The 26,981-nt window shown below is 63.4% G+C and carries 25 protein-coding genes; 8 read left to right on the forward strand and 17 right to left on the reverse strand.

Features of this window, described 5'->3' with window-relative positions:
- Nucleotides 1-46: 46 nt before the first annotated feature.
- The 7 genes from PAN31117_RS18150 to PAN31117_RS18175 form a co-directional block, all read right to left on the reverse strand.
- Nucleotides 47-688 (reverse strand): pilus assembly protein, encoded by a 642-nt coding sequence (locus tag PAN31117_RS18150; protein ID WP_150739433.1) that lies wholly within the window; start codon nt 686-688, stop codon nt 47-49.
- A complete protein-coding gene (locus tag PAN31117_RS18155) occupies nt 667-1,602 on the reverse strand; it encodes a PilW family protein (RefSeq protein ID WP_174991017.1) in 936 nt (311 codons plus the stop codon). Before PAN31117_RS18155 ends, PAN31117_RS18150 begins: the two co-directional genes overlap by 22 nt.
- 44 nt (nt 1,603-1,646) lie before the next feature.
- Entirely contained in the window at nt 1,647-1,976 is a 330-nt protein-coding gene (locus tag PAN31117_RS27195; protein ID WP_174991018.1) for a hypothetical protein, read from the reverse strand.
- A gap of 234 nt (nt 1,977-2,210) precedes the next feature.
- Nucleotides 2,211-2,468: an acyl-CoA-binding protein gene (locus PAN31117_RS18160; RefSeq protein WP_150665958.1), complete on the reverse strand. Its 258-nt coding sequence runs from the start codon at nt 2,466-2,468 to the stop codon at nt 2,211-2,213.
- Nucleotides 2,469-2,756: 288 nt separating this feature from the next.
- A complete protein-coding gene (gene adeC, locus PAN31117_RS18165) occupies nt 2,757-4,238 on the reverse strand; it encodes an AdeC/AdeK/OprM family multidrug efflux complex outer membrane factor (protein ID WP_150739435.1) in 1,482 nt (493 codons plus the stop codon).
- Nucleotides 4,239-4,241: 3 nt separating this feature from the next.
- Nucleotides 4,242-7,421, reverse strand: a complete 3,180-nt coding sequence (locus tag PAN31117_RS18170; protein WP_150739436.1) for an efflux RND transporter permease subunit — start codon at nt 7,419-7,421, stop codon at nt 4,242-4,244.
- 15 nt (nt 7,422-7,436) lie between these two features.
- Nucleotides 7,437-8,678 carry an efflux RND transporter periplasmic adaptor subunit gene (locus PAN31117_RS18175; protein ID WP_150739437.1) on the reverse strand — a complete coding sequence of 414 codons (1,242 nt, stop codon included), beginning with the start codon at nt 8,676-8,678 and terminating at the stop codon, nt 7,437-7,439.
- Between the two features lie 489 nt (nt 8,679-9,167).
- Between PAN31117_RS18175 and PAN31117_RS18180 the strand changes: the two genes are divergently transcribed.
- From PAN31117_RS18180 to modC, 4 genes are all read left to right on the forward strand, one after another.
- A complete protein-coding gene (locus tag PAN31117_RS18180) occupies nt 9,168-9,824 on the forward strand; it encodes a TetR family transcriptional regulator (protein WP_150739438.1) in 657 nt (218 codons plus the stop codon).
- Nucleotides 9,825-10,179: 355 nt separating this feature from the next.
- Nucleotides 10,180-11,001, forward strand: a complete 822-nt coding sequence (modA, locus tag PAN31117_RS18185) for a molybdate ABC transporter substrate-binding protein (RefSeq protein WP_246189157.1) — start codon at nt 10,180-10,182, stop codon at nt 10,999-11,001.
- Nucleotides 11,002-11,007: 6 nt separating this feature from the next.
- On the forward strand, nt 11,008-11,706 hold the full coding sequence (modB, locus tag PAN31117_RS18190; RefSeq protein WP_039396645.1) for a molybdate ABC transporter permease subunit: 699 nt from the start codon (nt 11,008-11,010) through the stop codon (nt 11,704-11,706).
- Nucleotides 11,696-12,811 (forward strand): molybdenum ABC transporter ATP-binding protein, encoded by a 1,116-nt coding sequence (gene modC, locus PAN31117_RS18195; RefSeq protein ID WP_150739439.1) that lies wholly within the window; start codon nt 11,696-11,698, stop codon nt 12,809-12,811. Before modB ends, modC begins: the two co-directional genes overlap by 11 nt.
- A 130-nt stretch (nt 12,812-12,941) precedes the next feature.
- Here the strand turns inward: modC and PAN31117_RS18200 are convergent, their stop codons facing one another.
- From PAN31117_RS18200 to PAN31117_RS18220, 5 genes are all read right to left on the reverse strand, one after another.
- A complete protein-coding gene (locus PAN31117_RS18200) occupies nt 12,942-13,268 on the reverse strand; it encodes a pentapeptide MXKDX repeat protein (protein WP_150739440.1) in 327 nt (108 codons plus the stop codon).
- A gap of 135 nt (nt 13,269-13,403) precedes the next feature.
- A complete protein-coding gene (locus tag PAN31117_RS18205) occupies nt 13,404-14,222 on the reverse strand; it encodes a molybdopterin-dependent oxidoreductase (RefSeq protein WP_150739441.1) in 819 nt (272 codons plus the stop codon).
- Between the two features lie 50 nt (nt 14,223-14,272).
- Nucleotides 14,273-14,908 carry a cytochrome b/b6 domain-containing protein gene (locus PAN31117_RS18210; protein ID WP_150739442.1) on the reverse strand — a complete coding sequence of 212 codons (636 nt, stop codon included), beginning with the start codon at nt 14,906-14,908 and terminating at the stop codon, nt 14,273-14,275.
- A 248-nt stretch (nt 14,909-15,156) separates the two neighbouring features.
- The gene (locus PAN31117_RS18215) at nt 15,157-15,714 is read right to left on the reverse strand and encodes a winged helix-turn-helix domain-containing protein (RefSeq protein ID WP_150739443.1); all 558 of its coding nucleotides are present in this window, start codon (nt 15,712-15,714) and stop codon (nt 15,157-15,159) included.
- Nucleotides 15,704-16,321 (reverse strand): SRPBCC family protein, encoded by a 618-nt coding sequence (locus PAN31117_RS18220; protein ID WP_150739444.1) that lies wholly within the window; start codon nt 16,319-16,321, stop codon nt 15,704-15,706. The genes PAN31117_RS18215 and PAN31117_RS18220 overlap by 11 nt, the downstream gene beginning before the upstream one ends.
- Nucleotides 16,322-16,689: 368 nt before the next feature.
- Between PAN31117_RS18220 and PAN31117_RS18225 the strand changes: the two genes are divergently transcribed.
- On the forward strand, nt 16,690-17,724 hold the full coding sequence (locus tag PAN31117_RS18225) for an XdhC family protein (protein ID WP_150739445.1): 1,035 nt from the start codon (nt 16,690-16,692) through the stop codon (nt 17,722-17,724).
- Nucleotides 17,725-17,899: 175 nt separating this feature from the next.
- Here the strand turns inward: PAN31117_RS18225 and PAN31117_RS18230 are convergent, their stop codons facing one another.
- Together PAN31117_RS18230 and PAN31117_RS18235 are read right to left on the reverse strand one after the other, a co-directional pair.
- On the reverse strand, nt 17,900-18,349 hold the full coding sequence (locus tag PAN31117_RS18230; protein WP_150739446.1) for a carboxypeptidase-like regulatory domain-containing protein: 450 nt from the start codon (nt 18,347-18,349) through the stop codon (nt 17,900-17,902).
- A 120-nt stretch (nt 18,350-18,469) separates the two neighbouring features.
- Nucleotides 18,470-20,020, reverse strand: coding sequence for a DegQ family serine endoprotease (locus PAN31117_RS18235; protein WP_150739447.1), 1,551 nt, complete (start codon nt 20,018-20,020; stop codon nt 18,470-18,472).
- Nucleotides 20,021-20,330: 310 nt separating this feature from the next.
- On the opposite strand from PAN31117_RS18235, the gene PAN31117_RS18240 reads away from it, so the two are divergent.
- On the forward strand, nt 20,331-20,756 hold the full coding sequence (locus PAN31117_RS18240; RefSeq protein ID WP_150739448.1) for a hypothetical protein: 426 nt from the start codon (nt 20,331-20,333) through the stop codon (nt 20,754-20,756).
- A 78-nt stretch (nt 20,757-20,834) separates the two neighbouring features.
- On the opposite strand, the gene PAN31117_RS18245 is transcribed toward PAN31117_RS18240, so the two are convergent.
- Nucleotides 20,835-22,244 carry an ATP-binding protein gene (locus tag PAN31117_RS18245; RefSeq protein ID WP_150739449.1) on the reverse strand — a complete coding sequence of 470 codons (1,410 nt, stop codon included), beginning with the start codon at nt 22,242-22,244 and terminating at the stop codon, nt 20,835-20,837.
- Nucleotides 22,244-22,948, reverse strand: a complete 705-nt coding sequence (locus tag PAN31117_RS18250; protein WP_150739450.1) for a response regulator — start codon at nt 22,946-22,948, stop codon at nt 22,244-22,246. Before PAN31117_RS18250 ends, PAN31117_RS18245 begins: the two co-directional genes overlap by 1 nt.
- A gap of 461 nt (nt 22,949-23,409) precedes the next feature.
- On the opposite strand from PAN31117_RS18250, the gene dacB reads away from it, so the two are divergent.
- Entirely contained in the window at nt 23,410-24,831 is a 1,422-nt protein-coding gene (dacB, locus tag PAN31117_RS18255) for a D-alanyl-D-alanine carboxypeptidase/D-alanyl-D-alanine endopeptidase (protein ID WP_246189158.1), read from the forward strand.
- A 242-nt stretch (nt 24,832-25,073) separates the two neighbouring features.
- Nucleotides 25,074-25,940, forward strand: a complete 867-nt coding sequence (locus tag PAN31117_RS18260; protein ID WP_150739452.1) for a sterol desaturase family protein — start codon at nt 25,074-25,076, stop codon at nt 25,938-25,940.
- 15 nt (nt 25,941-25,955) lie between these two features.
- On the opposite strand, the gene PAN31117_RS18265 is transcribed toward PAN31117_RS18260, so the two are convergent.
- Complete coding sequence (locus tag PAN31117_RS18265) at nt 25,956-26,978, reverse strand: L-threonylcarbamoyladenylate synthase (protein WP_150739453.1); 1,023 nt, start codon at nt 26,976-26,978, stop codon at nt 25,956-25,958.
- Nucleotides 26,979-26,981: the final 3 nt, after the last annotated feature.

A 26,981-nucleotide genomic window follows, 5' to 3' on the forward strand; every position in this document is an offset into this window, starting at 1 on the left:
CTCGCGCCTATCGCGCCTATCGCGCCGTCGCGACACGCCGCTCCCATCACGCATCGCAATGCTCACGTCTAGCGCCTGGCATATGCGTCGTTATCGCGCTGTCGTGCCAGGTCGCGACTTCGCGCCAGTTCAACCTGCGCGACGAGAACGAGATCGGCGCAGCTCCTCCCGCAGCCTTGCGTCCGCGAGACGCGCGAACCTCATATATCGCTTGCAGGAAGACCCGTGTCCCGGGCAACTTGCCGCATCCCATCGCACTCACACGGTAGCGGCGCACGAGCGACTCCCTTGCCGCCTTCGCCGCGTGCGCGTCCGGCAAATACTCGGTGAACGCGATTCGCTCGATGAAGTACCGCGCACTGTTCACAGAAACGACGCGCACATCGTTCCAGCCAATCCCAACCCAGTTAGCCATTTGATTGGGCTCGCGGCTTCCGTCTCGATAGCGCGCACCGATAACACCGTGCGGCCCCTCGTCGAATTCGTATGGTTCGGCGATATCGGGCGCCTCAGCACCGTCGACCAATCGCTCGCGGGCCGCCCGGAGTGCATCGTGTGCCGCGCCGAAAGCGAACACTCTATCGTTCGTGTACGCGATGAAGCGGGTCGCCAGTTCACGATGCTGCATCCCTGAGGCCGCCAGCGCCATCAGAGCCGCGAGCCACATCACGATGAAGACACCAACCATTTCGCCTCCTCGCGAATACCGCCATCGTTGCGCCGGTAGGCCACCACAGTGAACACATGCAAATGGACGTCACCGGCATTGGTCAGCCACTTGTACTCGCGACCACCGGACGTCGCATCGAAGACTTCGACCGTCCGGCCCGCATGCTGTTTTCCTCCACGTCGTGGTGCGCCCCTTAACACGAGCGAAAATGCCACGGCACTCACGTTCTCCCAGCCACCGGACCCTGCGGGCGCACTGGGTGGTTTGCGTCGCGCGCTCTTCACCGGTGTCATCCATTGCAATGGTCCGTTTCCGTTTGCCCCTGCGCGCACGCCTAGCCGGATATACATCGCTTCGACACCGATGACCAGCACCTGCGCAGGACGCAGCGTCGTGATCTTGTATCCCCGGTCGCCGTACCGACAGAACAGCGAAGGGACACCGTCTTCGCCTTTGTCGACGTAGAACGCACTGACGTTACGGTCGTCACCATCGCTTCGCGCCCTGACGCTTGCCCCGCCGCAGTTCTGTATCGCGCCGTTGCCATTGCTGCTTTCGTCTCCGAAACCCGCACCGTGGTACTGCACTTCCAGCATCGTGCTGCCCTGCCAGCCTCGCTTCGGGCAGGTGTCGACCGTGCTTGCGCATTCGGCACTAGCTCGCAGTGAAGGCCAATCGCCTAGCCCGGGTTGAACAGATCGATCTGCGTTGAGGATCGGGCCTTCCAACGGATCCCAGTTTCGATATCCGGCCATGCCGACAGCACGCGTGAGTTGGTTCAGCGCGAAGGCGGCACGCTCGTTCACCTCGTATCGTTCTGCCTGCACACGCCACAGTCGAATGCCCGCGAGGTAGATCGCCGTCGCAGCCATCACGATCAGCAGCCCCAGCGGCATGGCGATCACCCATTCAAGCAGGGTAAAGCCGTGCATGCGACGTTTGCATGCCGGTAGACGACAAATCATTGGCGGTGTCGTCATGGCTGACGGTCGACAGCCATGAGGGCGTGCGTCGCAGGCGAAGGCAATGCGGTTGTTACCACGCTGTGCGCAGCAGTCCCTGTGGCCGACGATACGCCGCCCGCCGCTTGCCAGTGTGCGAAACCCTGCGCACCGGCGACGAGCGCGGTCATCGTGAACAAGACGTCGAGCAGCGCCGCCCCTCGCATCACGCGGCAACAACGAACGTGCGGCGAATGCGGTCTCGGTGGTGTCGGCGGGGACGATGCGCGCACACGATTCACCTGTACATCGCGTGACGTGTGATGCCCGATGCGTTGCAGCATGTGATGACGATCCTGTTGCATGGTGCGATTCCTCAGCTCGTTGATGGCTAGTTGCTGACGTGTCCATCGTCGCGCATCGCCATCTCCCGACCAATCGGACAACACCGCAAAACCCACCCCGTTATGCGCCACCTCGCTTTTCACACATGTCACATCCCCCGCACAAAAAAAAACGGCGACCGAGGTCGCCGTCTCTCTTCTCATCGATGCTCGCCTATGGCATATCGCACACCGCCAACGCGCCATGCACCGTCATCACGCCTTGAGGGAATCGATGAGTTCGACGTAGGCCGTTTGCACTTCTTCCTTCGATTTGCCCTTGAGCATTTCCCAGGCATCGAATTTAGCGCGGGCGACGAAATCCATCGCACCGGGGCGGGAGCCGGAAACGTCGCCTTCCGTACCTTGCTTGAACAGCGCGTAGATGCGCAGCAGCGTCAGATTGTCGGGGCGTTCGGGCAGCGTCTTGGATTGGGCTACCGCCTCGTCGAAGCGGGCTTGAAGATCGCTCATGGTGTCTCTCCCTGGAAAAACAGTCAGCTTATATGTGACCCGAGCGATAACTGGGCAATGTCCGCCAAATCAAATGCAGCGCATGCGTCGACGCTCGGGATGTTGCGAATACAACGCGAACAAGGATAGCGATGAAGGCCTACGCAAGGTAGGGGCCAGCGTAGAACCCCGCGTCTAAACCTCTCGGGAACTGAGTGGATTGTTACGAAACGATCACGACGTACCGTACGCCTCAATGAAAAACGCCCGGCATCGCCGGGCGTTTTTTCTCGATCATCGAACCTTACGTCACGACGCAGAGGCCGCCGACGCGGCACCTGCATTCGCAGGCACCGAGCGTTCTTCCCAACCGCCGCCCATCGCCTTGTACAGCGTGACGAGGTTGGTCCAGCGCGCCAGACGCGTCGCGATCAGCGTTTGCTGCGACGAGTACAGCGAGCGTTGCGCGACCAATGCGTTCAGATAGCTGTCGACGCCATTGCGGTAGCGCAGGTCCGAGAGTTTGTAGCTCTCGTCGCTCGCCTTCACGAGCGATTCCTGCGCCGCAATCTGATCGTCCAACGTGCCGCGTGCAGCCAGGCCGTCCGACACTTCGCGGAACGCCGTCTGAATCGCCTTCTCGTAGTTGGCGATCTCGATGCGCTTCTGCACCTTGGCCAGATCGAGGTTGGCGATGTTCTGCCCGCCCGCGAAAATCGGCAGCGTGATGGTCGGTGCGAACGACCATGCGCCCTGCCCGCCCTTGAACAGATTGCTCAGCGATGCGCTCGCCGTGCCAGCATTCGCCGTCAACGAAATCGACGGGAAGAACGCTGCACGTGCTGCACCGATGTTCGCGTTGGCACCCTTGAGCGTGTGCTCGGCAGCCGTCACGTCGGGGCGACGCAGCAGCAAGTCCGACGGCAGCCCGGCAGGCAGATCGGCCAGCAGACCCTGCCCGTCGAGCGGACGTGCCGGCGGCAAATCGGCCGGCAACGGCTGGCCGATGAGCAGCGCCAGCGCGTTTTCGTCCTGCGCCACCTGACGCGTGTACTGCGCGAAGTTCGCACGCGCCGTATCGACCGGCGTTTGCGCCTGACGCAGATCCAGCCCGGAGGCTGTGCCCACGTCGAAACTGCGCTTGGTCAGGTTATACGACGATTGCTGGCTCTTGAGCGTGTCCGACGTGAGCTTGAGCAGCTCCTGATCGGCCAGCCACGTGAGGTATGCCGTCGCCACTTCCGAGACGAGCGTGATATGCGCCGCCTTGGCCGTGTCCTCGCTCGCCAGGTACGACTCCAATGCCTGATCCTTCAGGCTCTGGATGCGACCGAACAAATCGAGTTCGTACGACGTGAAACCCACGCCGACCTGATAGCTGCGGCTGATCCCCGCACGCCCCGACGACGACAGATCCGCCGGCGAGCGCTGAACCGACGCCTGACCTGCCGCCCCCACCGAGGGCAGCAGCGCCGAGCGCTGGATCTGGTACTGCGCACGTGCGGCTTCGACGTTGAGCATCGAGACACGCAGATCGCGGTTGTTCTCCAACGCGATCTCGATCAGCTTTTGCAGACGCGGATCGGCGAAGAAATCTCGCCATCCCAGATCGGCGGCCACGACATTGCTGTCAGCGGCACCGTTCTGGTTCGCCGCGCCGGGCGTCTTGTAAGCCGGGCCCGTGGGGAACGAGGTGGCGACCGGTGCCTCGGGCCGCTCATAGTGCGGCGCAAGGGTACAGCCTGCCAGGAACGCTGCCGCCAAGGCAATCGGCAATGCTTTGTGCTTCATAGGTCAGTTTCCTTCCTTGGCGGGACCGTTGGTTGCGTCCGGGTTCTCATGACGCGCTTCCGGATGCTCCACCGTGTCCAGATCCTCATGGGCGAAGCGCTTACGCACCAGCACGAAGAAGACCGGCACGTAGTAAATCGCGAGGAACGTCGCGGCCAGCATACCGCCGATCACGCCGGTACCGATGGCGTGCTGCGAAGCCGAGCCGGCACCGTTGGAGATCGCCAGCGGCAGCACACCGAGAATGAACGCCATCGACGTCATCAAAATCGGTCGCAGACGCAGTCGCACGGCTTCCATCGTCGCTTCCATCAGCGTGCGGCCCTGCTCCTGCAGATCCTTGGCGAATTCCACGATCAGAATTGCGTTCTTCGCCGACAGACCCACCGTGGTGAGCAGACCCACCTGGAAGTACACGTCGTTGGACAACCCGCGCAACGTGGCGGCCAATAGTGCACCCAACACGCCCAGCGGCACCACCAGAATCACCGAGAACGGGATCGACCAGCTTTCGTACAACGCGGCCAGACACAAGAACACGATCAGGATGGAGATCGCATACAGCGCCGGGGCCTGCGAGCCCGAAATACGCTCTTCGAACGACAGCCCCGTCCACTCCAGACCGATACCCGGCGGGAGTTGCTTCGCGATTTCTTCCACTGCCTTCATCGCGTCGCCCGACGACTTGCCCGGTGCAGGCATACCCTGAATTTCCACGGCAGGCACACCGTTGTAGCGTTCCAGACGCGGCGAGCCGTACGTCCACTTGCCCGTGGCGAAGGCCGAGAACGGCACCATCGTCCCGCTGCTGTTACGCACGTAGAGCTTGTTGATGTCCTGCGGCAGCATCCGGTCCTTCGGTTCCGCCATCACGTACACCTTCTTCACACGACCGCGGTCGATGAAGTCGTTCACGTACGACGAGCCCCACGATGCCGACAACGTCTGATACACGTCGGCAATCGACAGACCCAGTGCCGCGGCCTTTTCTTCGTCGACGTCGACCTTGTACTGCGGCGTGTCGTCCAGACCGTTCGGGCGCATGTTCGCCAGATTCGGGTTCTTCGCCGCCATGCCCAGCATCTGATTACGGGCGGCCATCAGGGCGTCGTGACCCAGACCTGCACGATCCTGCAACTCGAAGTCAATACCGCCCGCGTTACCGAGTTCCGGCACCGACGGCGGGTTGATCGCGAAGATCATGGCGTCCTTCACGCTGGCGAACGCCTGGTAGGAACGCGCAATCACGGCCTGCACCTTCAGGTCGGATGCCTGGCGGTCTTCCCACGGCTTCATCATCGTGAACGCCAGGCCCACGTTCTGACCACGGCCGTTAAAGCCGAAGCCCGTCACCGTGAAGATCGAACGAACCGAGTCTTTTTCCTTCTCCAGGTAATGCTTCTCGACCTGCTTCATGACGTCGAGCGTACGCTCCTGCGTCGCGCCCGGCGGCAATTGCACGAGGTTGAAGAAGTAGCCCTGGTCTTCGTCCGGCAAGAACGCGGTCGGCATGCGCACGAACAGGAAGCCGACGACCGCCACGATCACCACATAGACGATCACGAGCGGCGTGGTGCGCTTGAGCAAGCGCTCCACCTGCCCCTGATAGGCCTTCGAGCCGCTGTCGAACTTGCGGTTGAACCAACCGAAGAAGCCGCGCTTCTCGTGAACCTCACCCTTCTTGATCGGCTTGAGGATCGTTGCGCACATGGCCGGCGTGAGCACGATAGCCACGAGCACCGACAACGCCATGGCCGCCACGATGGTCAGCGAGAACTGACGATAGATAGCACCGGTCGAGCCGCCGAAGAATGCCATCGGCACGAACACGGCCGAGAGCACGAGCGCCACACCCACCAGCGCGCCGACGATCTGATCCATCGCCTTCTTCGTCGCTTCTTTTGGACTCAGCCCTTCTTCCGCCATCACCCGCTCGACGTTTTCGACCACCACAATGGCATCGTCGACGAGCAGACCGATGGCCAGCACAAGGCCGAACATCGAAAGCGTGTTGATGGAGAAGCCTGCCGCCCCCATGATGCCGAACGTACCGAGCAGCACCACCGGCACCGCAATCGTCGGGATGATCGTTGCCCGCAGGTTCTGCAGGAACAGATACATCACGAGGAACACGAGCACGATACCTTCGATGAGGGTCTTGATCACTTCCTCGATCGAGATCTTCACGAATGGCGTGGTGTCGTACGGGTAGTCGACCTTCATGCCCTGCGGGAAGTAGGGCTCAAGCTCGGTGACCGCCTGCTTGACGGCAGTTGCCGTTTGCAGTGCGTTCGCACCGGTCGCCAACGTAATCGCCAGACCGGCGGCGGGCTTGCCGTTGTAACGTGCCACCACCTGATACGACTCGCCGCCCAGCTCGATGCGCGCCACGTCACCCAGACGCACTTGCGAGCCGTCCTTGTTGACCTTGAGCAGAATCTTGCGGAACTGCTCCGGCGTTTGCAGACGGCTTTGCGCCGTCACAGTCGCATTGAGCTGCTGGCCCTTCACCGCAGGCGCGCCACCCAGCTCACCGGCCGAGATCTGCACGTTCTGAGATTGAATGGCGTTCGAGACGTCGATGACCGTCAGGTTGTAGCCGTTGAGCTTCTGCGGATCGACCCACACGCGCATGGCGTACTGCGAACCGAACAGCTGAACCTGACCCACACCGTTTACACGGCTGATCGGATCCTGCACGTTGGCTGCGATGTAGTTCGCCAGGTCGATGTCGGTCATGTTGCCGTCATCGGAATACGCGCCGATCACCAGCAGGAAGTTCTTGGTCGCTTTCGCCACCTTGATACCCTGCTGTTGCACCTGCTGCGGCAGCAGCGGCGTGGCGAGTTGCAGTTTGTTCTGCACCTGCACCTGGGCGATGTCCGGGTTCGTGCCCTGAGCGAACGTCAGCGTGATCTGAGCGGTACCCGAGCCGTCGGACGTCGACGACATGTACTCAAGGTGATCGATACCGTTCATCTGCTGCTCGATCACCTGCGTGACCGTATCCTGCACGGTCTGCGCCGAAGCGCCCGGATAGGTCGCGGTGATCTGCACGGACGGCGGTGCGATCGGCGGGTACTGCGAGACCGGCAGCTTCAGAATCGAAAGCGCACCGGCCAGCATGATGACAATGGCGATCACCCAAGCAAAGATCGGGCGATCGATAAAAAACTTTGCCATGAATAAGGCTCCGCGTTATTGGGCTTTGGCGCTCGAGGCGGCGTCGGCCTGCGAGGCACCCGAGGCGCTGGCGGCGGCCGGTGCGCTCGCACCTGCCGGCTGCTGCGCCTGAGCACCCGGCAACTGTGCCGGCACTGCCTTCGCAGGCGAACCGGGGCGCGCCTTCTGAAGACCCGACACGATCACCTGATCGCCTGCGGCAAGACCCGAGCTCACCAGCCACTTGTCGCCGATCGCACGGTCGGTCACAAGCTGACGCAGTTCGATCTTGCCTTCCTTGTTCACGATAAGTGCCGTCGGCTGCCCCTTCTGGTCACGCGTCACGCCTTGTTGCGGCACGAGCAGACCGCCTTCCTTCACACCTTCCTGAAGCTTGGCGTGCACGAACATGCCGGGCAGCAACTCGCGGTTCGGGTTCGGGAAGATAGCGCGCACAGTCACCGAGCCGGTCGTCTGGTCGACGGTGATGTCCGAGAACTGGAGCTTGCCTTCGAGCGGGTACGCGGTGCCGTCTTCCAGTGTCAGTTCGACCTTGGCGGCGTTCTTGCCAGCGCTTTGCAGCTTGCCGTCGGCCAGCGCGCGACGCAGACGCAGACCATCGGCGGCCGATTGCGTCACGTCCACGTACATCGGATCGATCTGCTGCACGGTCGTCATGAGCGTGGCGGCGCCGGACTGCACGTAAGCGCCTTCGGTCACTTGCGACAGACCGGTGCGACCCGAAATCGGGGCCGGCACGTCGGTATAGCCGAGGTTGATCTTCGCCGTATCGACGGCAGCCTTGCCGGCCTGCACATCGGCGTCGGCTTGCAGTGCGGCGGCGACCGCGTTGTCGTAGTCCTGCTTCGAGACGGCCTCGACGGCGACCAATTGCTTGTAGCGATCGGCCAACAGCTTGGTCGACGCCTGATTCGCCACAGCCTTCGCGAGCGTTGCCTTGGCGTTCTCGTAAGCGGCCTGATACGTTGCCGGATCGATCTTGTACAGACGCTGGCCAGCCTTGACGTCACCGCCCTCGGTGAAATCGCGCTTGAGCACGATCCCGTCGACGCGCGCACGCACGTCGGCGACGCGGTAGGGCGCGGTACGGCCTGGCAGGTCGGTCGTCAGCGTGACGCTCTGGGGTTGCAGTGTCACGACGCCGACTTCCGGCACCATGCCCTGCGGCTGCTGCGGCTTCTTGCCGCACGCGGCCAGGGTCAATACCGCGAGTGCGACGGCAGTGACCATCCCCAGTGAACTTCTTTTGACGTGCATATACGCCCCCGATAAATGGAATGCGGTCAAACAAAATGACGAATAACGTTGCGACGATTGCGACGGCGAAGGCCGGTCCGCAATCCCGTCGCACAAAGGCGGGCGGCAAATACCAAAAGGCCCGGTTGAGCGGGCCATCGGAGACAGGCCCGCCGGATGGGACGGGCGGGCCAACAAGACGTCCCCGGGCACGGCACTGGCCGCGCACGCTGGCACTCGTTTGAGATCGTCGAACAGGCTCCGGGACATCAGGCGACCTTGACTCACGCACCTAACCCCCAATCAGGCGGCGCAGCTTCATCAATTCACTCTCTCCGGTCAGGGAGTTATCCCTTAGAGGAGGCAGCTTAAATGGTCCCTGTGCAATAGAGCAAGCGGCTGCTATTATAGATACATTCATGAATGTATGTAAATCACATTGCGTCGCACCATAGTGCGGCGCTGTTTACATGTCATTTCACAAATTTCCGCTGCCCCTGTGACACGACGATGGCCCGCAGAACGAAAGAAGAAGCGATCGAGACCCGCAATCTGTTGCTAGACACCGCCGAGACGGTGTTCGCTCAGAAAGGCGTGTCGCGAACGTCGCTGGCCGACATCGCCGAAGCCGCCGGCCTCACGCGCGGCGCCATTTACTGGCACTTCAAGAACAAGATCGATCTTTTCAACGCCATGACGGATCGCATCCGTCTGCCGATGGAGCGCATGATCGACGAGGAATGCACCGAGCCGGAAGACGGTGACCCGATGCAGCGCATGCATGAGATCTGCAAGCTGGTACTCAAGGAAACTGCGCGCAACGAGCGCCGCCGCCGCGTGCTGGACATTCTGTTCCACAAGTGTGAATACACGAACGAGATGCTCTCGGTGCTGGAGCGTCAGCGCGAAGCCCGCGCGGACGGCAAGCAGCGCATTACGCGTGACATGGAACGCGCCATCGAGCGCGGCCAGTTGCCTGCGGCGCTCGACACACGGCGGGCCGCGATCATGCTGCACGCACTGGTTGTCGGCATGATGTCGGACTGGCTCTTCCTGCCCGACTACGATCTCGGCGCAGAGTGCGACGCCGTCGTAGACGGCTTCTTCGACATGCTGCGCACCAGCCCGGCGATGTTGCGCCCGGGCGGGCAGACGGCGGCAGCCTGAGATGCGACCCAGGGGCCCATTCGTGGCCCCTTGCGACTTACTACATATATTAATTAACAGACATCACACCCGAATCTCGCTTTCGCCATGTCCGGCGAACGTGCACATTGTCCCGAATTCTCCGTTTCGCGACGCGCCATCGCCGCGCCGTGCGCCATTCAGATGCCGTGATAAGGCGTATCGCTGTACAGCGCCGCATCGTTATATATAATCCTACACAACGCGTTGCGCACCCCGCGCAGCCGAAGGTCCGGCCTCGCTGCCCGACCGTATCCATGAGCCGACTCACGGCGCTGCGCACCGAATGCCAAGTCAGCCGAGTCAGCCTTGCCATCACACGCTGGAGACCACTTTCGTGAAAGCTGTCGCAACCACTGTCACTGTTAGCCAAACGTCCCAAGCCTCGAATACCACCGGCACGATGCTGCGCCGCGCCCTTGGCGTTGCCGCCGTCGGTGCCAGCCTGTTGTTTGCCGGCCACGCCGCAGCCCAGCAAGTGTTCGCTGCCGCCAGCATGAAGGATGCCCTCGACGACCTGTCGGCCGCCTACACCAAGGAGACGGGCAAGAAGCCGGTGCTCGTGTACGGCGCAAGCTCGACGCTCGCCCGTCAGATCGAGAAAGGCGCGCCCGCCGACGTCTTTATCTCGGCCGACCAGGACTGGATGGACTACGCGCAGAAGCACGACCTGATCGACACGAAGACCCGCACCAACCTGCTCGGAAACGAACTGGTGCTGATCGCGCCTGCCACGACCTCGGGTGACGTCGACCTCAAGTCGGGTGCGGATCTCGACGCAAAGCTGGGCAATGGCAAGCTCGCCATGGGCGACCCCGCTCACGTGCCGGCCGGCCTCTATGGTAAGGCTGCGCTTGAAAAGCTCGGCATCTGGTCGAAGGTGCAAGGCAAGGTGGCCGCCGCCGACAACGTGCGCAACGCACTGCTGCTGGTCGCCCGTGGCGAAGCGCCGTACGGTATCGTCTACAAGACAGACGCCAACGCCGAGAAGCGTGTGCGCATCGCCGGGACTTTCCCCGCCGACAGCCATGCACCCATCGTCTACCCGGTGGCCGTGACGAAGCAGGCCAACCGCGCCGACGCCGATCCGTTCTTCAAATTCCTGCAAACGCCGACGGCTCAGGCCACGTTCCAGCGTTTCGGTTTCAGCCGTCCGTAATTCGGCATGGGCCTCACCCCGGAAGAATGGGGCATCGTCGAACTTAGCCTGCGCGTAGGTCTGTGGGGCACGCTTTGCAGCCTGCCCTTCGCCTACGCGGCCGCCTGGCTACTCGCCCGCCGGCACTTCCCCGGCAAGGCGCTGCTCGATGCCATCCTGCATTTACCGCTCGTACTGCCGCCGGTGGTCGTGGGCTTCGCACTGCTCGTCCTGTTCGGTGCGCAAGGCGCGATCGGCAAGCTGCTGCGTGAGTGGTTCAATTTCACCTTCGCGTTTCGTTGGACGGGCGCTGCGCTCGCGGCTGGCGTCATGGGCTTTCCGCTGCTCGTGCGTGCGATCCGGCAAGCGCTGGAGTCGTCCGACACGAAGCTTGAGCAGGCCGCACAGACGCTCGGTGCCGGCCCCTGGCTCACCTTTCTTACCGTGACGCTGCCGCTCACCGCGACCGGCGTGCTGCACGGCTTCGTGCTGGCATTTGCGCGTGCACTGGGCGAGTTCGGCGCGACGATCACCTTCGTCTCGAACATTCCCGGACAGACGCAGACGCTGCCGCTAGCGATTTACACGGCCACGCAAGTCCCCGACGGTGACGCAATGGTCTGGCGCATGTGCGCGATTTCGGTCGTACTGGCCGTCGCCACGCTCATCTTCTCCGAAGTGCTGATTCGCTTCGGCAACCGCAAGGCGATGGGTCATGACGGTTGAAGTTCGTCTCCAACACCGCTTCGGCAGCTTCGTGCTCGACGCCGAGTTCGCCGCGGGCATGGGCGTGACGGCCCTGTTCGGTCCGTCCGGCAGTGGCAAGAGCACGGTGGTCAATGCCGTCTCCGGCCTGCTCAAACCCGACGCCGGACGCATCGTCGTGGGCGATAGCGTGCTCTTCGACAGCGCCGCCGGCATCGCACTGCCGACCTGGCAGCGCCGCATCGGTTACGTGTTCCAGGATGCACGCTTGATGCCGCACTTCACCGTGCGCCAGAACCTGCTCTTCGGGCGCTGGTTGCGACGTCGCGATGTGGCTGCGGCAGGTAGCGGCGCAATCGCCCTTGAACATGTCGTCGATGTGCTGAACCTCAGTCACTTGCTCGATCGTCGTCCGGGCGCACTCTCGGGCGGCGAGAAGCAACGTGTAGGCATCGGCCGAGCGCTGCTGTCGTGCCCGCGCATGCTCCTCATGGACGAGCCGCTGGCCTCGCTCGATCATGCAAGGCGTCTGGAGGTCCTCGACTACCTGAACCGCATTCGTCACGAGCTGAAGCTACCCGTGCTGTATGTCACGCACTCGCTGGACGAGGTCATGCGGCTGGCCGATCAGGTGGTGTTGTTCAAGGAGGGACGCACGATCTCGCAGGGCGCACCGGCCGATGTCCTCAATCTGCATCGCGACGCATTCGACGGCATCACCGAATCGCCGGGCACGGTGCTGGAGACGCGCATCGTCGCGCACGACGCGCAATACGGCCTGACGGAAGTCGCCGTGTACGGCGACGAGGTCATCCGGCTACGCGTGCCACGCGCGAGCGGTCAGCCCGGCGATCGCTGCCGAATTCTCGTGCGCGAACGCGATGTAGCCGTCGCGACGTCGCCCCCCGTCGATACCAGCGTGCTGAACGTACTTCCCGGGACGATCAGGACGTTGCGCGATCTCGGCGATTCCGTCGAAGTTGACGTCACGTTGCAGGGAAGCCGCGACTTCGAAAGAGGCACCGTGCTGCGCGCGCGCATCACACGCCTGTCTGCCGATCAGTTGCAACTCCACCCGGGGCGGGATGTTTATCTGCTGATCAAATCGGTGGCGCTGACACGGTGATCGCGCGCAGACAGTCGCACGGCAAAACACAAGGCGTCGCAGCGGAGTTCCGTTGCGACGCCTTGTTTCCTCTGGGTCCTGCTGAGCCGTTCTGAGCCATTCGCTACCCTTCGATAGCGTCGGCGCGTGCTTACTGGCCCTTGCTCATCGCGCCACTCTTGTCCATCCCGTCGCCCTTGCCCATGGCATCGCCCTTGCCCATGGCATCGCCCTTGGACATCGCGCCGCCCTTGCCCATCGCATCGCCCTTGCTCATGGCGCCACCCTTGGACATCGCGTCGCCTTTCGACATGGCGTCGTGCTTGCTCATCGCGCCACCTTTGCCCATGGCGTCGCCCTTACTCATGGCGTCTCCCTTGGACATTGCATCGCCCTTGCCCATTGCGTCCTGCGCAAAAGCAGCGCCCGTGCCGAGTGCCAGACCCAGTGCCATCACTGCCAGAATTTGCTTCTTCATTGCGGTTACCTCCAAGAGTGAGAATTTCCATCGAGACGATCTGGCGTTCAACCGACAATCAACCGTTTGCCGACGTCTCGTAAGTCGTGCAGCCGTGCCAGCCAGTGAGCGATCGTTCCGCCACCGGCCCCGGCATCAACTGCCGCCGAACCAGTTGTATCCCTGGTCCTCCCAATACCCGCCCGAGTACGTGTTCGTCACGTAGATCGCGCGGATATGCTTGGGATTCTTGTAGCCGAGCTTGGTCGGGATGCGCAGCTTCATGGGGAAGCCGTACTCCCGGGGCAGCGTCTGGCCGTCGTAGGTGAGCGCCAGCAGCGTCTGCGGATGCAGCGCCGTGGGCATGTCGATACTCGTGTAGTAGTCGTCCGCACACTTGAAGCCGACGTACTTCGCCGACGTGTCCGCGCCGATGCGGCGCAGGAAGTCTGCGAACGTCACGCCGCCCCAGCGTCCGATGGCGCTCCACCCTTCCACGCACACGTGACGCGTGATCTGCTCGGCAGCACGCGGTGCAGCGAAGTCGCGCAGGGCGTCGAGCCGCCATGGCGCTTTGTCGGCAATCAGGCCGGACAACTCCAGCCGGTACTCGGCTTCGTCCACCACGGGCGCTTCGTCCATCGAGTAGAACGCGTTGAACGGAAACGGACGCGTAATGGCCGAGGCCGGGAACGTCGGGGCCAGCACACTCTTTCGGAACAGCGCGGCCTGCACTCGATCGTTCCAGCGTGAGATTTTGGTCAGCGCCGACTCCACACTGGCGTTGTCGTCGAGGGAACAGCCGGACAGCAACGCGACGCCGCCGAGCGACAAGGTGCGCGTGAGGAACGCGCGGCGCGATGGCTCGGACACGCGACGTGTCATCAACGCACGGGCTTCGTGAAGAATCGCCTCGCCGTCGCGCACGACCGGGGCGTCGGCCGTCAGGATCGAGGACTTGCGTTGGGGTGTCATGGCGGGGCTTCCTTAGTGTCGGCGTGCGATGAACTGGGGGCAACACCCGTTCAACGACCGGTAATCATGGTGCGCAGCGTGCGGGGCACCAACGCCACCATCGCCACGTGGACGACGACGAAGCCCACGAGGCCGGCCATCGCAATGAAGTGAACAAGACGTGCGCCCTGAAAGCCGCCGAACAGCGTGCACAACCATCCGAGTTGCACGGGCTTCCAGATAGCCAGTCCAGACGCGACGAGCAACACCAGGTCGAGTACCGCGAACAGATAAGCGGCGCGTTGCACCTGGTTGTAGTGGCGAGGATCGTCGTGCGTCAGACGACCGCGCAGTGCAGCGAAGAGATCGTGCAGCACACCGCGCGGCGTCAGCGGGAAGAAGCGACGCAAGAAGCGGCCGCTCGCGGCGTTCGTCGTCAGATAGATCAGACCGTTGGCGACCAGCAGCCACATCGCCGCGAAGTGCCACTGCAGCGCACCGCCGAGCCAGCCACCGAGCGTGATCTCGTTCGGGAAACGGAAGGGGAAAATCGGCGATGCGTTATAGATGCGCCAGCCGCTCATGACCATCACGACGACGGCCAGCACGTTGAGCCAGTGCGTCACGCGCAGCCACCACGGCTGAACCGTAGCGGGACGCGCCGGAGGCTGTGCCGCCGGGGGCACCGACTTCGTGATCGTGGTCATCGCGGTCTCCATCGCAGAAGTGTTATTCGATGGAGTCAGTGTCGCCGCGTGCCGGTGACGAAGTCCTCACGAAGAATTAACTTTTTCGTGATGATCGGGGCAGGCGGGAATACCGGCCGTTAAACGGTGTTGCGGTGCCGCCGCGCCCGGGAGTTCAGCAGGGGAATCGTTGGAAGCGGGCCGAAGCGGGCCGGAACGATTGCCCGGCCGCCCCGGACGTGAAGAACGTCGGGAGCCTCAGGACAAACTCACTCGTCGTCCGGGTCGACGGTTTTGCCGTCTTTGAGATAGGCGTCGAAGGTCGGCACGTGCGCGTCGAGCAGCGAGCGGATTTCCTTGATGAGGGTGTCGTAGTGCGCGACGAGGTTCTGCGCGAACGGCGTCAACTGCGCCCCGCCGCCCGACACGCCGCCGATGTGGCGCGTCACGAGCGGCTCGCGAAATTCGTGGTTCATCGCCTCGACGAGCAGCCAGGCGCGACGGTAGGACATGTTCATGCGACGCGCCGCTGCCGAGATCGACCCCGTTGCATCGATGGCGCGCAGTAGCGTGAGACGCCCCGGGCCGAACACCGGCGTCTCGCCGTCCCGAATGCGCACGCGCACGTCATACCCTGCCACGCCCGGCGACGCCGGCTCCTTGCCAGCCGCTTCGAGCGCCTCGGCCGTCGCCAGCAACTCGCGCGCAAGCGAGTCGCGTCGTGCGTCTTCCTGCGGTGACGGTGGCGAGGGTGGTGAGGGTGGCGAGGGTGGCGAGGATGCGGCATCGGCCGACGCGGATTTGCCCTGACGGCGCTCAGCTGGCATGGTTGCCCCACATCACGATAAGGATCAGGATCAGCAACGCCACTGCCCATGGCCACCAGCGCGTGAATTTGCCACGCATGGAAGGCATGTCGCGCATGGCGGCGTCGGTCGCCAGCGCAGCGGCCACTTCACCATCGGCGGCAATGGGATCGTTCAGCTTGTGGTGTGGCGCGATGGCGGCCGTCAGGCGTCGGAAGAATTCGTTGGCGAGCGCGGCGGCCGCGCCGTCGACCTGCGGCGTATCGAGCTTGGCGTACTCGCCGCCGAACTGCGCCTTCAGGTCGTAAGTCATCAATGTGCCCATCGGTCCTTGCGGTTGCAGCGTCACGGCGGCTTGACCCCGTGTGTGGCCAGCCGACGAACCTATTCCGTCGAAATGCAGTGTGTAAGAGGTCGGCACGATCACGTCGGTCAGCTTGATGCGCCCGGTCCAGCGTCCGCCGACGGGGCCGAGCGTCGCTGCGATGGCGATGGTCCACGTCGTGTCGTCCACGCGCTCGATCGACTCGCATCCCGGAATACATCCCTGCAGTACGCCCGGGTCGTTCAGCGCGATCCACGCGACGTCCCGCGCGACGGGTAACTGCCGACTGTTCTGTAGTTCCATAGCCTCTCTCCTTAGCGTCTGCGCCCGATGGACGTTGATCTCTCAGGTGGCATGGGAGCATCGCGACGTGGCGACGTACGGATATTGCGGCATTGCGGCGTTGTCTCGAACATCGAACTATTGTGACACGAGTTACCGCTCGTCAGATCGCGGCTGCGGCATCGCATCCCCGGGATGGCGATGCCGCCCCACCGCACGTTGACCACCACCGGAACCCCGTCCGACCGGAGTATCGGCTGAAATACAGCGCAAGCCAAGGCGCGATATACTTCGCCGCATCAGATCGAGCGGCGCAAAATCAGAGCCATCGCAGCCAATGTCCCCTGGCCAGCGGTCAGCCGCTCGCGTATTGGCGAAGGAAGAGTGCTATGGATAGTGTCGATCTGGAAGTGCTGAAGTCCGCCGTACAGTGGACCCGCGCAGGCTTTTTCGTCACGCTGGGCACCGTTGTGCGCACCTGGGGCTCCGCCCCTCGTCCCGTGGGCTCGATGCTCGCGATCCGTGAAGACGGTCATCTCGTCGGCTCGGTGTCCGGCGGCTGTGTCGAAGACGATCTCGTCGCGCGTATTCGCGACGGCGACTGGCCGCAGGACCGCCCCCAAATCACCAGCTATGGCGTGACCGCCGAGGAAGCGCATCGCTTCGGGCTCCCCTGCGGCGGCACGCTGCAACTGGTGCTCGAACCTGTGCGTGAGACGTCGCGCATTCCCGAACTGCTCGACAGCATCGGTAAATTCCGGCTCGTCGTGCGCGAACTGGATATGAAAACCGGCGCGGTCCGCATGGCGCCGGGACACCACACGCCGTCCGTCGAATTCGACGGCGAGCGTCTCATCACGTCGCATGGGCCGCGCCATCGTCTGGTGGTGATCGGCGCAGGGCAGCTCTCGAAGTATGTGGCGAGTATGGCGTGCGCGCTCGACTATCACGTGATCGTCTGCGACCCGCGCAGCGAGTATGCCGACGAATGGCAGGTCGAAGGCACCGAACTCTCGCGCGAGATGCCGGACGATCTCATCGTCCGCCTGCAACTCGATTCGCACAGTGCCGTGCTCACGCTCACGCACGATCCGAAGCTCGATGACATGGCGCTGCTCGAAGCGCTCAAGTCGCCAGCGTTCTACATTGGGGCGATCGGGTCGCGCGTGAACAATGCGCGGCGTCGCGAACGGCTGTCGCTGTTCGATCTGAGCACGACGGAGATCGAGCGGCTGCATGGCCCCGTGGGCATGCATCTCGGCGCGCGCACCCCTGCCGAAATCGCCGTGGCGATTCTTGCCGAGATGACCGCGATCAAGAACGGCATCGCCGTCACGCAGACGTTTGCCGTGCGTGTCGACGATGCATCTGACGCGTCAGACGACGACGCCCCCTCTGCTGCCACGTGCCGCAGCGCCGCCTGACAGCTCGGCCTCTCGCCCCCCCTTTCCGAATCTGCAAAAAAAAGCGCCGCCATGAAGAACATGGCGGCGCAACTCGCTCACTCGTTGCAGAGTGGTACTGCCTGGTACTGCCTGGGTAACTTCAACTTACGCGTCAAACATCTGTGGCACTACATTCGCCCGACCGATCGGCACATCATTCGTGCGGCCACAGAAACGATGCGACGGCATGCCCCTTGGCGGAAACCTTCACATCCTTCGTCATGGGCTTGCCCTCGTACGTCACCTTCACGGTGTAGTCGCCGTCGGGCAACTTCACCAGCATGTACGGCCCTTTCGAGCGCGTATCGAGCACTGTCGTGCCGCCGCGCATGATCTGCACCTGTGCATCGGCAATGTATTCGTTCGCCCCATTGCCGCGTGCAGCCATCATGATGGACAGCGGCCAACGCGACGCTTCACGCTTGAACGTGCCCGACTCGTCGCTGTCGATGCCGCCGGACACGTACGTCACGTTGCCCTGCTGCATCGTCGGGGGCAATGTGCCGCCCTGTGCATGAGCGACGGAAATGCCGCCCAGACTGCCCGTCAGTGCTGCGGCGGTGGCGGCTGCCACCGACCAGCGTTGCCATTGTTGTTGCCACATATTCAACCTCCCCTTGCATGACTTAACGATGCGGTTCGTACCGACAGCGAAGCCGTCGGTACCCGGGTAGTGCGTGGCACCCCTTGGCGTCTTTCTCGGGGCCGGTGTTGCGTAAATGGCTTAGCCGAGATCGACCGGGATGAAAATCTGTTGCCCGTCGCGCTGCACGAGCAACGCGACATTATTACCTGCCTTTTTAAGCTTCTCGCTCAGTTGCGCGGCGCTCGTGACCGGTGTGCCGTTGAGCGACAGAATGATGTCGCCCGCCTCCACCCCTGCCTGCTCCGCCGGACCACCCGCGCGGGCGACCAGCAGACCATTCGTCACCTGCGCCGCCTGCTTCTCCTGTGGTGACAGTTCGCGAACCGCCAGGCCCAGACGACCGTGCGTTGCCGAATCGTCAGTGCTCGCCACGTCCTTCTTGTCGCTGAGCGCGGCAATCTTCACCGCCACATCCTGCTTCGCGCCGTTACGCCACACGGTGAGCGTGGCCGTCTGCCCCGGACGCATATCCGCAATCTTCTCCGGCAACTGCACCGAATCCTCGATGGTCGCGCCGTTCACCGCCAGAATCACGTCGCCCGGCTTCAGATCCGACTTCGCCGCCGGGCCGCTCTTGTCGATGGACGACACCAACGCACCGGTAGGCTTGGGCAGACCGAACGACTTCGCGAGCGACTGATTCACTTCCTGAATCGCCACACCGATGCGACCGCGACTCACCTTGCCGTACTGCTGAAGCTGCGTCTTGACCTTCATCGCCATGTCGATCGGAATCGCGAACGACAAGCCCTGGAATCCACCGGTACGCGAGTAGATCATCGAGTTGATGCCGATGACCTCACCGTTCAGGTTGAACAGCGGTCCACCCGAATTACCCGGGTTGACCGGCACGTCCGTCTGAATGAACGGTGTGTAGTTCTCGTCGGGCAACGCGCGCGCTTTTGCCGACACGATACCCGCCGTCACAGTGTTGTCGAAGCCATACGGCGAACCGATGGCGACAACCCACTCACCCGCCTTCGACTTCGACGGATCGCCGATCTTCACCGTCGGCAAATCCGTAGCGGCAATCTTCAGCAACGCAACGTCGCTCGCCTTGTCGCTGCCCACGACCTTCGCTTTGTACTCGCGCTTGTCGGTGAGCTTCACCGTCACCTGACTCGCGTCGTCGACGACGTGGGCATTGGTGAGGATGTAACCGTCGGGGCTCACGATGAAGCCCGAGCCAAGGCTGCGCGTCGGCCCGTTGCTGCCGTCGTCGCCACCGCTGTCGCCGCCGTCATTGCCCGGCGCACCGTAGAAGTGGCGGAAGAACTGAAACAGCGGATCGTTCGGATCCATGCCCGGGGGCAACTGATTCGACTGATTCGCAGCCGAACCGCGTTGCGCCGAAGGTTTCCCATCGTGCGTCACACTGATGTTGACTACGGCCGGTCCGTATTGTTCCGCCAGTTGCGAGAAGTCCGGCACCAGCATGCGGGGCGCGGTGTTCGGAGAATTTGGCGCAGCGACCGGGGTCGCGGCCGGAGAGCTTGCAGCGCTCGCGTCGCTGACCATTTCCGAGGTCAAAGGCGTCTGCCAGTGCTGACGGCCGGCCACATAGCCGCCCGTCAGGGCGACGAGCACGGCACCGGCAACCAACGTACGAGTGAGCTTCGAAGTCTGCATGAGTCTCTCCTTACCGACGACCACGTTTGAACATGACTGTCATCGTAGAGAGGCTCCCTTAAGAGAACCTTAAGACGAAACTTAAGAACACTTTAGGACGGCAACGCAGCCATTCGACGAAAAAGGCGTCGACGCCGTAATGTCATTCATCGAGGACGATTCGGGGCGATAGTGATTGCTATGCGTCACGGTTACTGGCGTTTGAAGGCGCACCTCGCGTGGTTCGACTTGCGTACGTCGCGTGCCGCTGTCTACGGTGGCTGGGTGGTGCAATTTCGCGCCGCGCCTTTTCGTCGACAGGAGAATCACCATGCGCAAGACCGATATGTCGGGCACATCCGAAGCGGCCACGTCCTCCCAGCCCCGTTATCACGCGCGCCGTGCTTCGCGCTGGATCGGCGCGGCTGGTGCGTTTTTCTGTCTGACGCTGGCGATGTCTGCGCAGGCCGCATCGGGCAACGGGGTGGGTACGCAGGGCCCGGCCGACTCGACACCGACGCAAGGGGCGATGTCCGGGCAAATGCAAAGCCAGAACGGTGAATGTTCGAAGGATGCACCGGCCGATCAGGCCATCGTCGGCAAGTCGCTCGCGGAAGCGAAGTCGATGCTACAAGGGTGTCCGTGGCGCATAGGCATGCAGGACGGAAAGGCCATGCCGACGACGCGCGATCATCGGCCGGATCGGCGCACACTCACGATTGAAAACGACAAAGTCACGAGCGTGACGCGCGGATGAGTGACGCAGTCCGTCGCCAACGCGGTGTCGGCGCGAGCGTCGGCACCGCAAGACGCGATACCCACGACACCCGCGGGATCACAGCGCCGGCGGCACCGAGGTCGCGCCTCCGAAGCTCACGCGCACGCGCAATCCGCGACCGTTGCGAGCGTCGAGCAATTCCACCTGCGCGCCATGCGCCTGCGCGATGTTTCGCACAATGGCGAGACCCAGACCACTGCCCTGCGCACGCGGCGCGTCCGGCTCGCTTACCGCGTCCGCTGGATACTGGCCCGACGCGTCGGACGGCACCGTGCCATCCGTCGCGGCCGCGCCGCCACGGAAGAATCGATCGAACACGCGCTCGCGCTCGGCCGGTGCAATGCCCGGGCCGGTGTCTTCGATCTCAACCACCGGCGATGGTGTGGCCGAGATCAGACGCACATCCACGTGTCCGCCGCGCGGCGTGTATTTCAGCGCGTTGTCGACAAGGTTGCCGAAGAGCGTCTGCAGGGCGTTCGCATCGCCGCGCACACGACTGATCTGCGCCAGCGCGTCGGGCGCGTCCAGCCCCAGATCGATCCCGCGTGCGACGGCCAGCGCCGCGTGGTGCGCCACGACGTCCTGCAACAAGGGCGCCAACGGCAAGTCGGTGAACGCCGCTGCCGCACGCGCGGCGTCCGGTTCCTGACGCGCCAGCGTCAGCAACTGCGCCACCATGTGCGACGCACGACGCACGCCCTCACGCAAATCGCGCATGGCCTCGGCGCGCTCTGCATCGCTGTGCGCGCGTTCGAGCAACTGCACCTGAAGCTGCAAGGCGGCGAGCGGCGTACGCAACTCATGCGCAGCGTCTGCAACGAAGGCCTTTTGTTGAACCAGTGCGTCGTCGAGTCGGCCGAGCAAGCTGTTGAGCGCACGCACCAGCGGACGCACTTCGTCCGGCAAACCAGCTTCGGGGAACGCCTCCAATGCGCCCGGCGCACGCGCATCGAGCGCCTTCGTCACACGACGCAACGGCCTCAATCCGCGTCCCACGACAATCCATACGAGCAAGCCAAGCAACGGCATTGCGACAATCAGCGGCAGCAGCGTGCGCAACGCCATCGATACAGCGAGCGAGTCGCGGATCACCATCGGCTGCGCCAGTTGCACGACGTTATCGCCTACGCGCGCCGCGTAGACGCGCCAGTCGCCGACGGGAGTCTGCACAGTGGTGAAGCCGAGTTCGGCACGGGGTGGCAGTGGGGTGCGCGGGTGCGAATAGTACAACTCCACGCCGTTCTGGCTCCATATCTGGATGACAAGACCTTCCGTGTCGTTGTGCTCGCCCGGCACGCTGGAGAACGATTCGGCAGGCAGCGACAACGCCATCTGCTGCAACTGGAAGTCGAACAATTCGTTGGCTTCGGTGCGTGCCTGACGGAAGATGGCGATGCCTGCGAGCACCAGCGCAATCGCGAGCGTAATGAGCAAGCCGAAGAGCAGACGGCGACGAATCGAGCGCATCAGTTCGCCTCCGACGCCGATGTACCACCGTTCGGGGTCTCGTTCGTCTGCGCGGGCATCATGTAGCCGACGCCACGCACCGTGCGGATCGCATCCGCACCGAGCTTCTTGCGTAACCCGTGAATGTGGACTTCGACGGCGTTGCTCGCGACTTCCTCACCCCAGCCGTAGATGCGCTCTTCGAGCTGCGACTTGGATAACACCGCGCCGGGGCGGTTGAGCAAGGCTTCGAGCACGGCGTATTCGCGCGCCGAGAGCACGACGGGCGCGCCGTCGCACGTAATCTGACGCGTTGCCGGGTCGAGCACGATGCCGCCATGACGCAGCAACGGCTCGCTGCGTCCGGCCTGACGCCGTACCAATGCGCGCAGTCGCGCCGCGAGTTCGTCGAGATCGAAGGGTTTGACAAGGTAGTCGTCGGCACCGGCGTCCAGTCCCCTGACGCGGTCCGCCACGGCGTCGCGCGCGGTGGCAATGAGCACCGGCAGCGTCTGGCCACGACCGCGCAGTGTGCGCAGCACGTCGATGCCGTCGCGACGCGGCAAACCGAGATCGAGCAGCAGCGCGTCGTACGACTCCACGGCGAGCGCGTCGAGCGCGCGCTGCCCATCGCCGACATGGTCGACGGTCCAGCCATCCTGACGCAGACCCTTCATGACGGCCGTGGCGATCATCGTATCGTCTTCCACCAACAAAATTCGCATGGTTTGGCACCGGTTGAGGCTTTGCCCGGGGGTGTCTGACATCGGTCGCAAACGTTGGGAGTCCACCGATTTGTACGACGCAACGCACGTCGCGAGGGATCGCTCAATGTTGCCTTCGCGTGACACTCACCGGAATTCGACTCATTGTAGCGACAGTTCGTTGCACGTCGGACTTACAATGGCACGCATCGCACCGCGCTGTGGGGTTTCGCAGCGCGCAACACTGGAGAACCCCGCCCGTCATGCGTTTGCTACGCCTGCCCCACCGTCCTTTGCATTCCCTTCGTCACGCGTCCGACGCACTGCTTCGCCTCAGCTCCCCCCCGCCATCGTCACTTTCGTCGCGCTCCGCCATTTCCCCAGCGCCTGACTTTGCGCGCGCCTGTGGCGCGGTGCTGGCCATTGCCATGCTGGCAAGCGTGCCTGTGCACGCAAAAACCGAAAAGCAGGCGAAACGCAAAATGCCGAAGGTGCCGGTGACGGCGCCGCATGCCACGCCGCTGCCGCAACCGCTGGCACGCGTACTGGCGGCGAGCAAAGTGCCCGCGTCGCACGTCAGCGTGATCGTCGCGAAAGTGGACAATCCGCTGCAAACGCGTGGCGCGGTGCCTGCACCGCTGCTTGCCGTGAATCCGAACGTGCCGCGCAATCCTGCGTCGACGATGAAGCTCGTCACCACGATTGCCGCACTCGACACGCTCGGCCCCGACTATCGCTGGCGCACACAGGCCTTCACCGACGGTGCATTCGACGGGCGTACGCTCAACGGCAATCTCTACTTCAAGGGCACGGGTGATCCGAAGCTGGTGCCGGAAGAGATGGAGAAATTCGTCGCCGAACTGCGCAACGCCGGCGTGACGAACATCAACGGCGACATCGTGCTCGACCGCTCGGCCTATAGCGCGGACATCGGCGCGCAAGGGCCTATCGACGGCGACAGCGACCGTCCCTACAACGTCGCGCCGGATCCGTTGCTGTACTCGTTCAAGGCGATGTCTTTCAGCTTCACCGGCAATCCGAACGGCACCGTTGACGTCGGCGTGCTGCCCCCGCTCGCGAACCTGCAGGTGGCGAACGAAATGTCGTCGACGCCCGCGGGCAATTGCGGCGACTGGCTCACACGGATTCATCCCACACTGAGCACGACCCCCGACGGCGCCTACGTGGCGCACTTCTCGGGAACGTATCCGACGTCATGCGAGGACAAGGGATGGAACATCGCCGCGCCGGATCGCGATCGCTTCTTCCTCGGCGGCTTCCGTGCACTGTGGCAGGCGTCCGGCGGACAGTTCTCAGGCAATGTGCGCACAGGTGTTGTACCGCCGGGTGCGCGTCTGCTCGTCACGCATCGCGGTCAGACGCTGGCCGAAGTCGTGCACGACATGAACAAGTTCAGCAACAACGTGATGGCACGTCAGTTGTTCCTCACGCTGGGATTGGCCGCCGACGGCAAAACGCCAGCGAGCATTGCGCGCTCGCGTGAAGTGCTCACGCGCTGGCTCGAGAAGAACGATCTCGCCACGCCGGGCCTCGTCGTGGAGAACGGTTCCGGTCTGTCGCGCGTGGAACGCATCACTGCCTCGGAACTGGCACGCCTGCTGCAACACGGCATCAATAGTCCGACCGGGCAGGTGCTCATCGAATCGATGCCAACGGTCGGCGTCGACGGCACCATGCGCAATCGTCTGGCCAATCGTGACGTAGCAGGCAATGCGCACATCAAGACGGGAACGCTCGACGACGTGGGGGCGGTCGCGGGCTACGTTGCAACGCGCTCGGGCAGCACGTACGTCGTGGTCTCGCTGATCAACGACCCGAAGGCCAGCAACGCGCGTCCGTTCAACGACGCGTTGATTTCGTGGGTGTACGAAAACGCCCCTTGAGTGGGGCTGGCGTCGATGCCCGATGTCTTCGTCGACAAGGCGCGTCATCGGATATCGACGTAGAAGCGAGGCCCGACGCGGTACTTGACGTTTCCCTCTAACGACAGCGCCAGCGAGGGCGATTCGCGTCAGAATACACGTTCCATCGGTGTCACCTGCACCGGACGTGCCAGATGTACTGGCACGTCAAGAGATGCGGGGGCACCGGTTCAGATGACCCAATCGTGAGGAGACGCGAGGTCATGAACGTCGAGTTGATCCTGCTGGCGCTCGCGCCGGTCTTCGTGCTGTGCATCGGCATCGAGGCGTGGTACTGGCGACGCCGCCGTCCCGGCATGTACAGCCTGAAGGACACCATCAGCAACGCAACGCTCGCGCTCATGCATCAGGGCGCGGACAAACTCGCTTGGCTGCTCATCGTGCCGTTCTACGCGTGGCTCTACGACCATCACCGCATTTACACGATGCCTGCCGGATGGGTCGGCTTCGTGCTGCTCTTCATCGTTCAGGATTTTCTCTACTACGTGTTTCACCGCGCCAGCCATCGCATTCGCTGGCTATGGGCGGCGCACGTCGTGCATCACTCGTCCGAGCGGCTGAATCTGTCGACGGCGTTCCGGCAGAGCCTGATGTATCCCGTCGCGGGCATGTGGCTGTTCTGGACGCCGATGGCACTCATCGGCTTCACACCGATCCAGATCGTCGGCGTGGTGCTGCTCAACCTCGCGTTCCAGTTCTTCGTGCACACGCAGGCAATTCCTAAACTCGGCTGGCTGGAGTACGTGCTCAATACGCCATCGATCCATCGCGCGCATCACGCACGCAACCCGCGATACATCGATCGGAATTACGCCGGCGTGCTGGTGATCTGGGACCGCATGTTCGGCTCATACGTCGAGGAAAGCGACGCCGAGCCGTGCGAATACGGCATCGTCGATCAGATTCACACCCATAACCCGATCACGCTGACGTTCCACGAATGGCGCACGATGGCGCGTGACGTCGTCACGATGCCGGGCTGGAGAAACAAGTGGATGGCGTTGTTCGGGCCGCCGGAATGGCGTCATGCACGTGCGACGACGCCGATGCCGCAGGGAAAGACGACCTGAATCGGTAGGTGAGATTTAAGCGCGTTCGAATGCCGCAGCGGCGCGGCCCAGGCGGTCGCCGACGGCCGCCCACGCGGGCGTGTCCGGCAAACGCTCGAACAGAATGTGTGTGACGTTGGCGCGGTCGAGACGGCGCAGCATCGCGTACAGATCGGTTGCGAGCCCGGCAGGCGTGGCAGGCAGCACAAGCTTCACGATGTCGGTGGAGGCGGCGATATCGGCGGGCAGTGTCGCCAGCGTCGGCGCGAAAGCCACCACGGCCACACGTTCGCCCACAGGATGCATGGCCAGCGCCGCCGCGAACTGCCCGGCATCACACAGATACAGGGGTGTGCGCGGCGCGTAATGCGCCTTGAGCGTGCCTGAGGCCCTCGGTGCGTTACTGTCCTGCCCCGGCAGACGCGGCATCTCGCCCAGCGCCTCGGCAATCTGTTCCGGCGTGATATGCCCCGGGCGCAACAGCGCCGGGAATCCGCGCGATAGATCCACGATGGTCGACTCGATACCGACGGCCGCTTCTCCGCCATCGAGCACATGAACGGTGACGCCCGGCAGTCCGGCGAACTCGTCGCGCACGTGTTGCGCAGCAGTCGGACTCACCTGACCGAACCGGTTGGCGGACGGGCCCGCTACGCCGCCCTGCCCGCCCTTGACCCGGGCGAACTCGCGCAGCAACGCCTGAGACACCGGATGCGACGGGACACGCAAACCGACCGAATCCTGACCGCCGGAGACGGCGTCCGGGATATGCGGTGCGCGTTTGAGAATGAGTGTGAGAGGACCGGGCCAGAACGCGTCCATCAGCTTGCGCGCGGCAGGCGTGACGTCGTCGCTCCAGTAACCGGGATCGCCTTCCGGCGAAAAGTGCACGATGACTGGGTGATTGGCCGGACGTCCCTTCGCCGCGTAGATCGACGCAACAGCCGCCGGATTCTCCGCGTCGCCGCCAAGCCCGTAGACCGTCTCCGTCGGGAACGCGACCAGCTCGCCCGCCGCCAGTTGCTCGGCCGCTCGCGTGATGGCAACCGCCGACGGCATGAC

This window comes from Pandoraea anapnoica (genome assembly GCF_902459765.1).
GTDB lineage: Bacteria > Pseudomonadota > Gammaproteobacteria > Burkholderiales > Burkholderiaceae > Pandoraea > Pandoraea anapnoica.

Excerpts from the sequence above, each read along its gene's own strand:
- PAN31117_RS18150 (WP_150739433.1), bottom strand. The coding sequence starts at position 688 with ATGGTTGGTGTCTTCATCGTGATGTGGCTCGCGGCTCTGATGGCGCTG.
- PAN31117_RS18155 (WP_174991017.1), bottom strand. The coding sequence starts at position 1,602 with ATGCACGGCTTTACCCTGCTTGAATGGGTGATCGCCATGCCGCTGGGG.
- PAN31117_RS27195 (WP_174991018.1), bottom strand. The coding sequence starts at position 1,976 with ATGCAACAGGATCGTCATCACATGCTGCAACGCATCGGGCATCACACG.
- PAN31117_RS18160 (WP_150665958.1), bottom strand. The coding sequence starts at position 2,468 with ATGAGCGATCTTCAAGCCCGCTTCGACGAGGCGGTAGCCCAATCCAAG.
- adeC (WP_150739435.1), bottom strand. The coding sequence starts at position 4,238 with ATGAAGCACAAAGCATTGCCGATTGCCTTGGCGGCAGCGTTCCTGGCA.
- PAN31117_RS18170 (WP_150739436.1), bottom strand. The coding sequence starts at position 7,421 with ATGGCAAAGTTTTTTATCGATCGCCCGATCTTTGCTTGGGTGATCGCC.
- PAN31117_RS18175 (WP_150739437.1), bottom strand. The coding sequence starts at position 8,678 with ATGCACGTCAAAAGAAGTTCACTGGGGATGGTCACTGCCGTCGCACTC.
- PAN31117_RS18180 (WP_150739438.1), top strand. The coding sequence starts at position 9,168 with ATGGCCCGCAGAACGAAAGAAGAAGCGATCGAGACCCGCAATCTGTTG.
- modB (WP_039396645.1), top strand. The coding sequence starts at position 11,008 with ATGGGCCTCACCCCGGAAGAATGGGGCATCGTCGAACTTAGCCTGCGC.
- modC (WP_150739439.1), top strand. The coding sequence starts at position 11,696 with ATGACGGTTGAAGTTCGTCTCCAACACCGCTTCGGCAGCTTCGTGCTC.
- PAN31117_RS18200 (WP_150739440.1), bottom strand. The coding sequence starts at position 13,268 with ATGAAGAAGCAAATTCTGGCAGTGATGGCACTGGGTCTGGCACTCGGC.
- PAN31117_RS18205 (WP_150739441.1), bottom strand. The coding sequence starts at position 14,222 with ATGACACCCCAACGCAAGTCCTCGATCCTGACGGCCGACGCCCCGGTC.
- PAN31117_RS18210 (WP_150739442.1), bottom strand. The coding sequence starts at position 14,908 with ATGACCACGATCACGAAGTCGGTGCCCCCGGCGGCACAGCCTCCGGCG.
- PAN31117_RS18215 (WP_150739443.1), bottom strand. The coding sequence starts at position 15,714 with ATGCCAGCTGAGCGCCGTCAGGGCAAATCCGCGTCGGCCGATGCCGCA.
- PAN31117_RS18220 (WP_150739444.1), bottom strand. The coding sequence starts at position 16,321 with ATGGAACTACAGAACAGTCGGCAGTTACCCGTCGCGCGGGACGTCGCG.
- PAN31117_RS18225 (WP_150739445.1), top strand. The coding sequence starts at position 16,690 with ATGGATAGTGTCGATCTGGAAGTGCTGAAGTCCGCCGTACAGTGGACC.
- PAN31117_RS18230 (WP_150739446.1), bottom strand. The coding sequence starts at position 18,349 with ATGTGGCAACAACAATGGCAACGCTGGTCGGTGGCAGCCGCCACCGCC.
- PAN31117_RS18235 (WP_150739447.1), bottom strand. The coding sequence starts at position 20,020 with ATGCAGACTTCGAAGCTCACTCGTACGTTGGTTGCCGGTGCCGTGCTC.
- PAN31117_RS18240 (WP_150739448.1), top strand. The coding sequence starts at position 20,331 with ATGCGCAAGACCGATATGTCGGGCACATCCGAAGCGGCCACGTCCTCC.
- PAN31117_RS18245 (WP_150739449.1), bottom strand. The coding sequence starts at position 22,244 with ATGCGCTCGATTCGTCGCCGTCTGCTCTTCGGCTTGCTCATTACGCTC.
- PAN31117_RS18250 (WP_150739450.1), bottom strand. The coding sequence starts at position 22,948 with ATGCGAATTTTGTTGGTGGAAGACGATACGATGATCGCCACGGCCGTC.
- dacB (WP_246189158.1), top strand. The coding sequence starts at position 23,410 with ATGCCGAAGGTGCCGGTGACGGCGCCGCATGCCACGCCGCTGCCGCAA.
- PAN31117_RS18260 (WP_150739452.1), top strand. The coding sequence starts at position 25,074 with ATGAACGTCGAGTTGATCCTGCTGGCGCTCGCGCCGGTCTTCGTGCTG.
- PAN31117_RS18265 (WP_150739453.1), bottom strand. The coding sequence starts at position 26,978 with ATGCCGTCGGCGGTTGCCATCACGCGAGCGGCCGAGCAACTGGCGGCG.